The sequence below is a fragment of the Filomicrobium insigne genome, assembly GCF_900104305.1.
Lineage (GTDB): Bacteria > Pseudomonadota > Alphaproteobacteria > Rhizobiales > Hyphomicrobiaceae > Filomicrobium > Filomicrobium insigne.
This window is the reverse complement of record NZ_FNJC01000005.1, coordinates 87,596-99,926: the sequence shown is the minus strand read 5'-3', so window position 1 is coordinate 99,926 and position 12,331 is coordinate 87,596. Positions and strand designations below refer to the sequence as shown.

The following is a 12,331-nucleotide window of genomic DNA, read 5'->3' as shown; positions in this document are numbered from 1 at the left end:
CAGGCGCGGCGGCGCAGCTCCCACGCTGCCGTCAGCATCTCGCGCAGGGCCGCGTAGATCTCCTGGGAAGGGCGCAGCGATTCGAGCAGGTCGGTGAACTCTCCCTCCAGCTTTTCCTTGCGGATGGACTTGCGCCCTTGCTCGCAGCCTTTTGTGTGGCAGGAATAGTAGGGATAACGTCCGTTACGGCCCTTCGACCATGCCGCCGTCATCGGGCGCTCACAACAGGCGCACAGGACGATGCCCCGCAGCGGGAAGTCGTCGCGCATGTCTTTGCGCGCGATCCCGTATCGTGGGCCGTGCAGGCGCTCTAATACGCGCCGATGCGTTTCGAAAGTGATAAGTGGCTGGTGCTTACCTTGGATGCCTGTGAGCCCCCAGCTGGGCATGTCCATCACTCCGGCATAGAGTGGTCTTTCGAGAACCTCGCGCACCTTTTGCAAGCAGGACGATCTGCTACGCGCCTTGGCAAAAGCGCCATGCTGATCCATGAAGCGTTTCACTTCGGTCTGGCTGGAAAAGCGCCCTGATGCAAAGCCTTCCAGCGCTTCGCGGACGATGGATGCGGTAGGCTCATCCGGCACAAGCATCTTGCCGTGTCCGGCAACGCGTTCGTAGCGATAGCCAACCGGGCAGCTGAACACCCAATAGCCGTTCATGAACCGGGCGCGCATGCGGTTCTTCACCTGCTCGGCGTTCTTCTGGCGCTGGTGCTGGGAGACGGAGGCCAGAAGATTTTCGACAAGCACGCTGTCGGAATCCTCGCCGAATTCTATGGAGGGGCTTTCAAGCTTACCACCTGCCTGCCCGATGGCGGAGCGCAGTTCGATATGCGCTTGGAGCCCGCGCGCAAGACGGCTGATATCATCGATGATGACGCTGAGGCCGCCTGCATTCTTGTGCTGGCGAAGAAAGGCCAGCATGGCTTGCATGCCGGGCCGGTCGATCATCCCCCCGGATACGCCCTCATCCCGGAATACCTGCACGATGTCGTAGCCCTTGTGCCGCGCATACTCCCGGCAGCGCGTTTCCTGCGAAGCAAGGCCATCGCCCTCCTTAAGTTGGCGCACGCTGGATACGCGGCAATAGATGACGGCTGGGGGCATGGATGATCTGGTCATGGTCTTCTCGTGCGGGCTGATTGACCGCGCGCCTGCGCGGTTCCTTCCTCCGGTTTCCGGTTGTGTGTTGATTGCGAAGGAAAGTTTATCACATTGGAATTACACAGGGAATCATTATCGTTCGCCACCTCCGGGTGCTGTGAGGGGTGAACGCCCCATGCGAGATCGGCAACCGTCTCAGCGATGGTAATCAGCGCCTCGATCATGGCGGTTTCCTGCTCCCGCGTCAGATCGAAGTTCGCAAAGTGATGGCGGTAGTCGTCAGGGTTGAGCGGCATGATCATGTGTTTCCATATTGTCTGGAAACACCTTGCCCTGATGCGTGGCGCTGTTCGGGGGAAAGGCCGGTGGGCGGAAGTCGATGAGAACTAGCGCGTGAATTTCCCGGACCCTTGCAATCTCTGGCCCTTTACAAGTACCTCCTGACCAACTTCAAGTCGGTATGCGCCACCGAAGAAAACGGAAATCCATGCCTTCAGCGTTTTCCAATGCTGCTCAACAGAAAGCGACAACCCACCTGCGTATTGTTCCCGTAAAAAATCGTAGGCTTGGGCATCGGTGAGTCCGTCTGCTGCAAGTTCATCGATACGCTGGAATAGAGGCGTGCAGCGCAAAGTGCCGATCGCATAGGCATAAAACTGATCTTTCAAAAGGCCTTGCGGTAGGTCAAGCGCCGCGAGGTCCAGGCGAGCTGCCTTATGCGCGCTGCTTACCATGGAAGACTCGTCCATCCCGGAATAGACATCCCAAAGTCTCTCGGGCACGGGACAGGTCGATATCGCGCTGGAATTCCGCGAAGGCGGCGAAGAGATGATAGACCAGCTTGCTGCCCGGCGTGGTCGTGTTGATGCCTTCCGCCAGCGAGCAAAAATGAATGCCCTCATTCCCGAAATGCACCAGCAGGTCTGAAAGATGCTGCACCGAACGGCCCAGCCGGTCGAGCTTCAAGACCACCAGCGCGTCACCGCGCTTCAAGGTCTTGAGGGCGTTGTCCAGACCGGGGCGGCTGGCCTTGCCGCCGGAGACGCCCTGATCCTTGAATATGTGATCACACTGCGCGCTCTTAAGCGCATCCAGCTGCATGCGGAGCTTCTGGTCTTGGGTGGAAACCCGCGCATAGCCTATGCGCCTGCCCGTCACTTCGATGCTTGGGAAAAAGAGGTTCGTCATGACGTCACCTCGTCAAAATCGATCCTTTTTGCCGAGGTGCGATGCGCGCTAGTGCTAGCGCTATCAGTTGGCGGAATTCCGCCGCTTTGCAAGTGTCGTTCGATCATTCTCGTGCTAGTTTCTCCTCCTCTACAATAACGATCATTTATGTTGAGCAGAAAAGCACTAGCCCTAGCAAGCCTGTGTACCATCGTGTGCGCGCAGACAGGCACCGCCGATGAAGCGTTCAAGAGTTCGAAGTTCCTCACCTACCCGGCGGAATCGCAAACGAGCTACATCAACTCATCCGTACTGATGGCGGGGCTTGTCGCGGCTCAGAACTCTGCCGATCAAGCAAAATGCATTGGCGATTGGTCCGGCAAACATCTTTCGGGCGGATACCAGCCTGTCATCGCTGCTATGCAGCGCTTCCCGGATCACCATCCGACCGGCGTCATCATCGCCGTGTTGCAGAAGGCCTGCGGGTCGTTCAAGTACAAATAGGCTTCTTACATTGTGGGAATATCGTGTGATGTGGCAGGTCCGGCGGTCGCTAGGACCGGGGGTTGCCGGGGCATTTCTGCTTGGGCGGCTTCGGGCATGTTTTCTTGAATATCCCGCTTGAACTGCTCGATCTCCGGTGCCGATGGCGGGTTGTCGTGATCGCTCATGCGGTCGCGGATGCGGCCCAGCGTATCGATGCGATAGCCTTGAAGCGCTTCAAGGCGCGTGACTCTGTTTGTCACAGACTCACGCTCTTCCAAATACTGCTCGTAAGCGGGTTCATCGCCGCGCCATTCGATGGAGGCGGCAACCGTATCACTGACGGGTTCGCCGCGTTCGTTCCAGACTTCCCCCCGCGCATCGCGGAATACGCGCGTGCCGTCCGGCAGCTGGGCGGCGCGGGATAGGGTTTGTTCCAACTGGGCCTGCGCTTCGTCCAGTGCTGCGTGGGCTTTGGCAATGGCGCGGTCGGTGGCGTCTTCCGCATCGCCCAAGAGGGCAAACGTGTCGTTGTAGAGCTTGGCATAGGCGGCATTGCTGGCGAGAAGGGTTTGCAGGCGGGTGAAGCTCTCGCTGCGGCGGCGTTCGCCTTCGCCCGTATGTTCGGCCCGGCGTTTCTCACGGTCTTCAGCGCTGAGGAAGCGGGCCATCCTGCCGTTACTGATGCCGGAGACTTCCGCTGCGAAATCGCGCTCATCCTCGCGGCGCTCAAGCTCACGCTTGGCCTCTTTGAAAATCCCGCGCAGATCGTGCGTGTCGTAGCTCAATTCCCTTCCACACCCCGTTTTATGACTATTTTACCGCATACGGAACAACTCTGTCAAAAAACTGCGCCGTGATTTCAGAGGGTCCGCGAAGCCGGGCGGCAGGATCGCACTACGCCTCGCGGCGGCATTCCTCATAGCGCTAGATGGCTGCCAGACATCAAGGAAAGCGCCGGGCGATGCGCCAAAGAGATGGCGCGCCGTTTGCCATTCGGATTCGAACAGGCGTCGCCAGATGGTGGTCGCCACATGGTTCTCGATGGAATGGTCGGTCGATACGGGGGCAAGCGCGGAAGGAAAGCAGCCTTCGTTGTCGGTATGCAAGCAATAGCGAATTGCGCGTGCCGCGCGCCAGCGTTCGATGGCTTCGGCGTCTCCTGAATAGCGCGGGCAATAGCGCCGCAGCACGTCAGCTTCCTCTTTGATCCGGCATTCCAGTATGGACACCTTTTCAAGTGAGCCAATGGCAGCAGCCCAATGGGCAGCCGTTCGTCCTGTCGCCGGATCGACGCTGTTGATGTTGGCTCCGCTGATAAGCAAGCCTAGGACATCCTCGGCTGTACCATTCTTGGCCGCTGCAATCAGGGCCATCCCTGATGGATCGCTGCGGGGGCGCGAATACATGCTGGCATTCTGATAATCGCGATCTTCGTAAGACCATCCGGGATCGCCATTTGAGCCCGGCGGTCGCCCGGCTCCGGCCAGCGAGATATCGCGGATGTCGAAAATTTCATCGCTGTGTCCGTCTGCGCCTCTTTCGGTTTCAAGCCTGCAAAAGTGTTGCGGCTGGCCCAGATTGTTCAGGAGGGCGATCTCATTCCCCTGCACCGCGATGCGGTAGAAATTGCCGTCCCATGTTTTTTCCCTGACGCACATTTCTACGAGCGTCATGGATTGGTTCGGCATCAGGAAGATCCGGCCCTCGTAGTGCGGCGCTGGTTCCTTGGTCCTGAGAACGATAAAGGGCTGCGAGCGGCCCGGCGCTGCAATCCAAAGGCGATGCTGAGCCGAAATATCGATGTCGCCAAATTCGCCTTCAACCACGCGCCGGTATCTTTGGAGGCGCGGGTCTGAACCGGCGAGGCCTTGGAAGTGCACGCGGAGTCCGCTGTCCGGATGCTGCCCGCAGAGGACAAGCTCTCGGTCCGTCAGATATCTTTCGGCGACTAGAAATCGGGCGATCAGTTGCAGGTTTTCCGCATCCAGCACGGACGTTTTACGCGCGAGCAGGTTGTCAAGAGTGCTGAGCTTTATCGAAAAGCCGGAGTCCTGCCGTGCGCCGCTATCTGCGTCTTCATGGTAAGCGGAGTCAGTGTCCGAGTTTGCCTCGGAGAACGCTATCGCCTCAATCAGCTTGCGTAAGGAATAGGAGCGCTCGCGCGCGCGTCTCTGCGTCAGGTAACGTATCAGGCGCTCGCGGATCAGGATCGCCTGCAAGGCGTTGAATGATTGCTCTGCCACCTCGCTCCCCCCGGTCGCGGCACGCCGGTCCCATAACACATTCGCGCTGAGCCGTTCCCAACTTTAAACCCCTTGGGAGCTGGGAAGCCTCCCTCTATGCAGGCTTATCGAGAGTGTCCCCGAAGTTTTTGGAGACACGTCTCATGAGCAAGGAATTTGATGGGCTGCGCGCGAACCTTCCCGGCACAGCTGAGCCGGACGATCCGGCACGCACCGTTGTTGTGGCCTCTGATACGGCGCTCCGCAGCCTGTCCCACTTCCAGCGTCTCGCCATCGCCACGGCGGCGCTGCCCGTATCGCGCCGCGAACTTCCGAACCTGATTGCGGATACGATCTATAACTTCGAAGGCGAGATCGTCTGGCCCAACGGCACGCCCTACGGTCTGCCGGATGTAGACGATGCCTTCGGCGGAGAGGGGGCTTTCCGCTGGGTGAGCGATTTCATTCGCTTTGCGGAAGAGCCGCCGCGCCAGCACCCGCAGCGCCGCGTGCTTCAACGCCTGCGGCTGATCGATCTGTATTTCCGCATCGCGTACCCGGAGCGCGCTCGGCTCATCGCAGAGTAAGCGCCTTTAATACATAGCTGCGCCCGGCCTGAAGAGGCCGGGCGCGATTTTTTCACCCTAGAACAGCGTCAGCTGCGGCGTCCGCTCATCTTCCAGCAGCGATACCAGCTTGCTTGCCTCTACCGCCTCCGGTCTTCCGGCGGCGGCGATATGGCGGAACAGCTCCATCAGCGCGTAAAGCCCCGCGGCTCTGGCATCGTCATCGCTCAAGAAAGCAACACGGTTCCAGATGGAGGGCGAAGAACCGTTGCCGCTGGTGGCTGTCATATGGCTGGTATCCATCGCCCAGAGGCCGGACGGGGACGCAGCATAGCGGATTTCTGCGCTGCACCGCCCGGCGCGAAGGTCGATGCTCTGATAGGGCATGAACACGCCCGCATCATTGATGCACTCATGCTCCGGGCCGATGCCCCAAAGCGCCGCCACATCGCGCAGGCAATCCTTGTTCACATGGTAGGCGCGCCCATACCGGGCGCGGATGTCTTTTTGCGCGGGGCGCATGTCCAGCGCTTCAACGCCGGGCGGCACGATAATGCGGGGATGCTCTCTCATTTGGCCCCGCCTTTCCCTATTCGGTGTAGGGCAAGGATGGTTTTGCACAGCGCGGCGTGCGTTTCGAGCTGGTCCATGACGGGCAGCAACGTGCCGATAGCTTCATTGGTACGCCCGCCCTTGGCGGCATCAGAGGCTTGCCATGCGGTTTGCGATGCGGTGGTGAGGCCGTCCGCGAGATTGCCGATCATGGGGGTGAGGTTGGTTGCGTGTTTGCTCATGGTTTTTCTCCTTATTGCTGAGCTTTGTTGAAAGGGGCGGTGGACAGCCAGCGGAGCGCGGTATCTCCCTCATGGTCCTGATCCCAGATCAGCCACGCATAGCGGTGCTTGCTCGTGTGCGCGGTGGCGCGTTCGGGCTTGCCCAGCGGGAAGCACACGCATTCATCGAGCGCGTAAATTACGCTGGGCGGGCGGCGGATGAAAAAATCATGGCGCTTCGGATGGCAGAGGGAGGCGATGTTAAGCAACATCGCCACGCGCCCGCCTGTCTCAGCGGTGAATTTAAGAGCCTTCTCAACGAATCTATCCGCCATGCCCCAGCCGTAAGGCGGGTTGGTCACGATGTTGCGGGCGAAGGGCTTGTCTAATGTCAGGAAGTCATAGCCGGGATAGCCATAGCCCCAATCGGTGATGTCGGTAGCGATCACGTCATAGCCAGCATCCACAAGCGCGCGGGAAATCGCGCCGTCACCGCAAGCGGGTTCCCACACATCGCCCTCAAAGCGCTCCACCGAAAGCAGCGCCCGGATGGCTGAGGGGGGTGTCGGATAAAACTCAAACGGTGCGCGCAGCGAAGGCACGCGCGGCCTAAAGTAGGTTCGGTATTCTTGGCTCTCTAGGTTCATGGCTTGGTCCTTTCTCCCTTAAAAAAGGGGTTCGCATGAACCCTTGGCCCTCGCCGAGAGCGGGGAGCCAAGCGCAAGGAGGCTCCGCACGAGGGGACCCCGCACGAAAAAACAAAAATCAAGAACGGGCGGGGATACGGGGGGATGCCTTGCGCGCGGCAGGGGCGGACGCCCCTTAGCTCTTTCTTCGCGTCATGGGATGGAAGCCCGAAGGGCCGAGACAAGCGAACGCGATGGCTTGGCTTTAGCGACAGCCCGGCCCGAACGAAGTGAGGGAGACGCCCAAACACTGCGCTCAGCGCAGCGAGCTATGATAACTATTTATTTGTATACGGAATAAATGTATAATGGATTTAGCTGGGAATTTCCAGCCGGGGTGTCGAAACCTCGCATTTCACTCGGTTGGCATCAGCCGTTAGTTGGTGCGTCTTCCTCATAGATTATGGCGAAGCGCGCCATGGATGTCGCTTCTCGGCAGTCAGACCGGGAGGCGGCAGTGCATGTTCAGGCTCACTGCCTGCCGTCGCGCCTTATGCGCGATCAGGTGCGCGGCTAAAGACTGCCGCACCGTTTGAGTGAAATGACGGTTTCGAACTCCCGGTCACCAAGAGCTTAGGCTCTGGTGGCCGTTTCGCATTTTGACGGGGGACGTTTGCAGAGTTTCGTGCGCTATTTCGTGATTTTTGTCTTGTGCCTGCTGGTGGCTCCGCAGATAGCATCCGCAGATTGCGTTAGCCCGGTCGGCGAAGAGGGAGTGTTGCTGTACAATCCCCCGCACAAGGTTATGCAGTTCTGCGATGGTGAGAAGTGGATCTCTGCGGCGGGGGGCATATCGCAAAAGCACCTCAGTCCTGGTGTATCCCCGTGGAAAAATATGGACCTGACCGATACGGCTGATTTTGACGGTGCCTGCGAGTATCGGTTCGATATCGGCAGCGGCTGGGCTTATGCGCATACGGTTCACCCCGACTATCTGTTGTTTGATGCCTCAACTGCCGGATGGAAGTTCGGAGCCATCGAGAAGGGCGCAAAGGATCAGTACTGGCATCGGGATGATGGAAATGTTGCCGCAACCGGCGGAACCCCGATGCCGATTGCAGCCATGCAAAAGAGCTGCATGATCGATGCGGAGCCGGACGCCATCACGTTTGTTGATGTGGCGGACGCCGCGCCGGATACGCAGATAACGTCTAACGCCGTCACCCTTTCCGGCTTCAATTCCGAAGTGTTTGTAACGATAAGCGGCGATGGTGCGCCGGAGCTTTCGATTGACGGCGGGCCATGGGTGACAAGCGGAATTGTAACGAATGGTCAGACAGTGCAGCTTCGGCTTACTTCGGACAGCGGGTTCGAAGCAGCCAGAACCGCGACAGTGATATTGGGTGGCGCAAATTATAGCTGGTCCGTGACCACCGGCCCCGAACCCGGCGACTGCGCCAGCATTACTATTAACTGGTCACCCGGCTGTTCAGCTTCATCAGGCAACATGATCCATGGCGCAACCAAGAGTGTGAATAACAGCGCCTCCGGTTATTCGGGAACGCGCGATCTATCCTGCGATGATGGCACGATCAGCCAGAGTGGGGGAAGCTGTACGGCTACTGGCGGAACGTGGAAATCGCTGGCTCCTGACTATAGTTGGAATGGCTGCGGTAGCTCCGTGCCAACTCCGGGGACGCCATGCTCTCCTATCGGCAAAAAATGCACCGGCCACAATGGAAGCACGGTGCGGTCGTTTAGATGTCAATAAGAGCGCATTACACGTATTGAAGATCTGCGTCGGCACTTAATCAATCATACAGAACCGAAACCGTGATGGAGCGTCCACGGACAGACCGCTTATTGTGTCCCCAGCGGGAACTTAAGCAGATACCGCCTGTAATCCTCGTATAATCTAAGCTCAGGATGTTCGTGGGGCTTCGCGCCGGGGATGAGGTCAGCCAGTTTTTGCAGCGACTCGCGCGGGTGCAGCGCGGTGAAGGCATCACCGATTGTCGCCAGCAGACGCTCTTCAACGTCTAATCCTCTTAAATCCAGCGCGCAGAAGATGCGCACGGCTTTTTCCAGAAGAAACAGCTGCTCGCCTTCGCAAGAGGACAGGCGTGGGGCATGGCGTTTGATGTAACGGTCGAATCGGCGCGTCCGCTCGATGCTCGCAATGATCAAGCGGCCTTCGGGCGTGATCCCCATATCTCCGAACAGATAGACACCAGCATGCGCGAACCGCGCGCGCTCACGACGCGTGGCGATAGGTAGGTGCGCGCGCAGCCTGCCGTAAGTTGCGCGGATCGTTTTACCGCTCACATGGGTGGTGGGCTCCAGCGCCTGTAACGGCGTGCCGTGAGCGTAGCCGTGCAGGAGACGCAGGAACTTGTGCTCCGACATTTTAGCGCCCGCGTAATAGCGGTTGCGGCGCGGGCTGGCCCCCGCGCTTTTTTGTTTTTTCATATCCCTCAATACCCGCGCTCACATTCTATCTATGATTGCATTTGCGCGCGCGTTCTTCCCTTCGATTTTGCAGAATGCGGCGCAAAAACACTATTGTTTCGGCATGCGCGAATTAAATACTTCTACTTATGCGTGTGCATAAAGAGGGGGCGCTGCGGTTTTTCGAAACTGCCAACAAGAAAAAGAAAAGGAGACTTGAGTAATGACTTACTGCCAACGCTGCGGATGCGATGTCTGCAAACCCTGCAGCCCTAAACCCGTCAACGACAACAAGCGCACCGTTATCGTGGCGAGCGATGATGAGCTGCTGCGCCGCTCGCATTTCCAGCGCCTCGCCACTGCCACGCGTTCGCTCGGCATGTCACGCCGCGAGATCCCGAACTGGATAGCCGATACCATCTACGGCTTTCGGGGCAAGATCACATGGCCCGGCGGCAAGCCGTTCGATGTGGACGATGAGGATATCGATGCCGCCTTCAACGATGACGGATCGTTCCGCTGGCTGTCCGGCTTCATGTATTTCGATGACGTTGATCCCAAGCAGGCTCCGCAGCGGCGGATACTCACCCGCCTGCGCCTGATCGATCTCGCGTTCCGCATTTCCAACCCGGTGCGCGCGGGCTTCATTGCCAAGTAAGGCGCGAAGATTTTCCCAAGTTCGGCCCGGTCTCAATCCCGGCCTCGCATAGCTTTCCCTCAAAGTCGCCGGTTCGCATGCCTGACGCGGACCGGCAGCCAGAGAACCTTAAGAGGAAAGCGCTGCCATGCATCCCCACCGCCACCCGCATCAAAAGAGCCATGACCCGAAAGAAGGCATGACGATTGTGCTTGCCATCACGGCAGCCTTCTTCGGCGGCCCTGAGCTGTTTCATCACACCGTCGATTTCGTGTTCGCGTTCGCGCAGAGCCGCTACGGCACCGATTTGGCAGGCTTTGCCGTCATCGGCTGGGCCGTGATCATCGCGGCTTTCACCTACTACGCCGCGCGCATCACCTTCGACATCGCCCTTGTCAGCGCCCTGCTGGCGCTGGCGACCCGCTTCTTCTGAAATCCCAACCACAGATAAGGAGACCTCACATGGCAAAGTACAAGAAAGTCGGCGAAGGCAAGATCGAAGTCTACGAGAAGCAGAAGTCGGATTGGGGCAACGTGGTTGTCTGGGTCGTCATCGCCTTCTTCGCCTACGCTGCGTTCTTCGGCGGCAAGTAAGCGACAGGCAGACGGTAAGGGGCCGTGAGCAACGCGGCCCCTTTTTGCTTTTTCAGCGATCAGAGGACCCGCCATGCATTCTTCCTCCTTCAACGAGCACTACCGCTTCGGCAGCGCTGCATGGGCGGAAGCGCATCAGCTGCGCGCCGCCGGGCTGTTCGAGCCGAAGGGTCCGCAAATCGGGTTCTTTGACCGCAGAGCGATTTATCTCGCAGGCGATGCGCCGATGATCACCATCGGCGGTGCGGGCAGCGGCAAGCTGCGTGATGTGCTGGGCTATGTTGTTTGCCGCTCGCCCGGCGAGCGCATGATGTTCTTGGACCCGCGCGGGGAGCTTGCCGCCATCTCATGGCATGTCCATGCGATGTACGGCGAGCAGGCATATTTCTTCAATCCGTATGGGCTGCACTTCCTGCCGCAGCTGGCCTGCAACCCGCTCGATATTCTGGATCTGAACGGCCCCAGCTTTCATGCCGACTGCAAGTTCATCGCGCGCTCCCTCATCACTGTCACCAGCACATCGGACGGCAAGTATTTCGAGCAGCGCGGTGGCGGCTGGGTTGAGGCGCTTCTCAAGATCGATGTCGAGAAGAACGGCTTCACAAGCCTGCCGCGTCTTATGCGCCTTGTGAACCTCGCGGAGTCGGGGAGCCCGGCATGGATTGACGTGATCGAGGCGATGTCCCGTTCGCGCTTTGAGGATGTGCGCCGCACGGGCGGTGAGATGATCACCAAGCAGCAGGACAGCCCGCGTGAATTCGGCTCCATCATGGGCGAGATTTACGCCAGTCTCGGCTTTCTGGATGATCCGGTCTTGCAGGCGTCATTAGAGCGCTCCGACTTTTCGCTCTCAGCCCTCTGCGATCCTGACAAGGCCTGCAAAATATTCATCATGATGCCAGCGGAGACGCTCAAAATCGCAGCGCCGCTGCTGCGCCTGCTCTTCACCGTCACCATGCTGCACAAGGGCCGCACGCCGTTATCACCCCGCGTGAACCTCATCGTCGATGAAGCGGGGCAGCTGGGAGCCTTCGAGGATCTCCTGCGCGCCTTTACCTTCGGGCGCGGCGCGGGCATCCGCGCTTGGGCCTTCTTTCAGGATGTGGGGCAGATCATCCGTCATTACGGGGCGCCGGGTGTGCAGGGCTTTCTGGGTTCGGCGCAGATGCGCCAGTTCTTCGGCGTGCGCGATTATGAGACGGCACGGCTGGTCTCAAACATGCTGGGCACCGAGACGCTGGAATACGACGATCTCAAAGCGCAGGACGCAGCTAGGCGGCACAAGGCGCAGGCCGTTCACCGCGCGCTGTCCGGCGAAGATCTGTTCGCTGCCATGCTGGATGCCGCGCATTTCTCCCGCGCGGAAAAGCACCGCACCAAGCAGGCCCGCAAGATCATGACGGAAGATGAGATCCTCGGCCTGCCGGAGGACCGGCAGATTCTTTTCATTTCCGGCAAAAACCTGCCGCCCGTCTATGCCGCGAAATACCCGTACTACATGCAGCGCGCGATGGCAGGACTCTACCTGCCGAACCCCTATCACCCGCCGCATGACAGCGTGCGCATCGCCGGACGTTTCGGCTCCAAGTGGGCGGCGCGCGTGATCCGCGAGGCAGTGCCGGAAAACTTCGCGTCTTTCGCCCAGTATCGCGATGGAAAATGGGCATATGTGGAAGGCTACAAACCAACCTGACACTTAAGGAGATCAG

At 59.2% G+C, this 12,331-nt stretch carries 16 protein-coding genes and 1 pseudogene; 7 read left to right on the top strand and 10 right to left on the bottom strand.

The annotated features are described in order from the left end of the window. Positions 1-98: 98 nt before the first annotated feature. From BLS30_RS18545 to BLS30_RS16335, 4 genes and pseudogenes are all read right to left on the bottom strand, one after another. Positions 99-1,106 (bottom strand): annotated as a pseudogene (locus BLS30_RS18545) (recombinase family protein); the annotation flags it as partial. An 11-nt stretch (positions 1,107-1,117) separates the two neighbouring features. Then, entirely contained in the window at positions 1,118-1,405 is a 288-nt protein-coding gene (locus BLS30_RS16345) for a hypothetical protein (RefSeq protein ID WP_090230442.1), read from the bottom strand. An 84-nt stretch (positions 1,406-1,489) separates the two neighbouring features. Continuing rightward, positions 1,490-1,852 (bottom strand): hypothetical protein, encoded by a 363-nt coding sequence (locus BLS30_RS16340; protein ID WP_210184058.1) that lies wholly within the window; start codon positions 1,850-1,852, stop codon positions 1,490-1,492. Beyond that, the gene (locus tag BLS30_RS16335) at positions 1,818-2,291 is read right to left on the bottom strand and encodes a recombinase family protein (protein WP_090230436.1); all 474 of its coding nucleotides are present in this window, start codon (positions 2,289-2,291) and stop codon (positions 1,818-1,820) included. Before BLS30_RS16335 ends, BLS30_RS16340 begins: the two co-directional genes overlap by 35 nt. A gap of 147 nt (positions 2,292-2,438) precedes the next feature. Here BLS30_RS16335 and BLS30_RS16330 point away from each other — a divergent pair, with 147 nt between their 5' ends. After that, positions 2,439-2,774 carry a hypothetical protein gene (locus BLS30_RS16330; RefSeq protein ID WP_139165386.1) on the top strand — a complete coding sequence of 112 codons (336 nt, stop codon included), beginning with the start codon at positions 2,439-2,441 and terminating at the stop codon, positions 2,772-2,774. Positions 2,775-2,779: 5 nt separating this feature from the next. Here the strand turns inward: BLS30_RS16330 and BLS30_RS16325 are convergent, their stop codons facing one another. Both BLS30_RS16325 and BLS30_RS16320 read right to left on the bottom strand, forming a co-directional pair. Beyond that, positions 2,780-3,541 (bottom strand): hypothetical protein, encoded by a 762-nt coding sequence (locus BLS30_RS16325; RefSeq protein WP_090230432.1) that lies wholly within the window; start codon positions 3,539-3,541, stop codon positions 2,780-2,782. Positions 3,542-3,571: 30 nt separating this feature from the next. Beyond that, positions 3,572-4,999 (bottom strand): ankyrin repeat domain-containing protein, encoded by a 1,428-nt coding sequence (locus BLS30_RS16320; protein ID WP_090230430.1) that lies wholly within the window; start codon positions 4,997-4,999, stop codon positions 3,572-3,574. Between the two features lie 143 nt (positions 5,000-5,142). Between BLS30_RS16320 and BLS30_RS16315 the strand changes: the two genes are divergently transcribed. Further along, positions 5,143-5,565, top strand: coding sequence for a hypothetical protein (locus tag BLS30_RS16315; RefSeq protein WP_090230427.1), 423 nt, complete (start codon positions 5,143-5,145; stop codon positions 5,563-5,565). Positions 5,566-5,622: 57 nt separating this feature from the next. Here BLS30_RS16315 and BLS30_RS16310 read toward each other — a convergent pair whose 3' ends face one another. From BLS30_RS16310 to BLS30_RS16300, 3 genes are read right to left on the bottom strand one after another with little or no spacing between them, the layout of a single operon-like run. Continuing rightward, entirely contained in the window at positions 5,623-6,117 is a 495-nt protein-coding gene (locus tag BLS30_RS16310) for a hypothetical protein (RefSeq protein ID WP_090230425.1), read from the bottom strand. Further along, positions 6,114-6,338, bottom strand: a complete 225-nt coding sequence (locus tag BLS30_RS16305) for a hypothetical protein (RefSeq protein WP_090230422.1) — start codon at positions 6,336-6,338, stop codon at positions 6,114-6,116. The genes BLS30_RS16310 and BLS30_RS16305 overlap by 4 nt, the downstream gene beginning before the upstream one ends. A gap of 11 nt (positions 6,339-6,349) precedes the next feature. Further along, entirely contained in the window at positions 6,350-6,964 is a 615-nt protein-coding gene (locus BLS30_RS16300; protein ID WP_090230420.1) for a TRM11 family methyltransferase, read from the bottom strand. A gap of 757 nt (positions 6,965-7,721) precedes the next feature. Between BLS30_RS16300 and BLS30_RS16295 the strand changes: the two genes are divergently transcribed. Beyond that, positions 7,722-8,714: a hypothetical protein gene (locus BLS30_RS16295; protein WP_139165385.1), complete on the top strand. Its 993-nt coding sequence runs from the start codon at positions 7,722-7,724 to the stop codon at positions 8,712-8,714. Positions 8,715-8,803: 89 nt separating this feature from the next. Here the strand turns inward: BLS30_RS16295 and BLS30_RS16290 are convergent, their stop codons facing one another. After that, the gene (locus tag BLS30_RS16290) at positions 8,804-9,412 is read right to left on the bottom strand and encodes a hypothetical protein (RefSeq protein WP_090230416.1); all 609 of its coding nucleotides are present in this window, start codon (positions 9,410-9,412) and stop codon (positions 8,804-8,806) included. Between the two features lie 286 nt (positions 9,413-9,698). Between BLS30_RS16290 and BLS30_RS16285 the strand changes: the two genes are divergently transcribed. From BLS30_RS16285 to BLS30_RS16275, 4 genes are all read left to right on the top strand, one after another. Then, positions 9,699-10,049 carry a hypothetical protein gene (locus BLS30_RS16285; protein ID WP_139165384.1) on the top strand — a complete coding sequence of 117 codons (351 nt, stop codon included), beginning with the start codon at positions 9,699-9,701 and terminating at the stop codon, positions 10,047-10,049. A 127-nt stretch (positions 10,050-10,176) separates the two neighbouring features. After that, positions 10,177-10,461 carry a hypothetical protein gene (locus BLS30_RS16280; RefSeq protein ID WP_090230411.1) on the top strand — a complete coding sequence of 95 codons (285 nt, stop codon included), beginning with the start codon at positions 10,177-10,179 and terminating at the stop codon, positions 10,459-10,461. Between the two features lie 29 nt (positions 10,462-10,490). After that, the gene (locus BLS30_RS18440) at positions 10,491-10,622 is read left to right on the top strand and encodes a hypothetical protein (RefSeq protein WP_280140644.1); all 132 of its coding nucleotides are present in this window, start codon (positions 10,491-10,493) and stop codon (positions 10,620-10,622) included. Between the two features lie 73 nt (positions 10,623-10,695). After that, positions 10,696-12,315 (top strand): type IV secretory system conjugative DNA transfer family protein, encoded by a 1,620-nt coding sequence (locus tag BLS30_RS16275; protein WP_090230408.1) that lies wholly within the window; start codon positions 10,696-10,698, stop codon positions 12,313-12,315. Positions 12,316-12,331 lie beyond the last annotated feature (16 nt).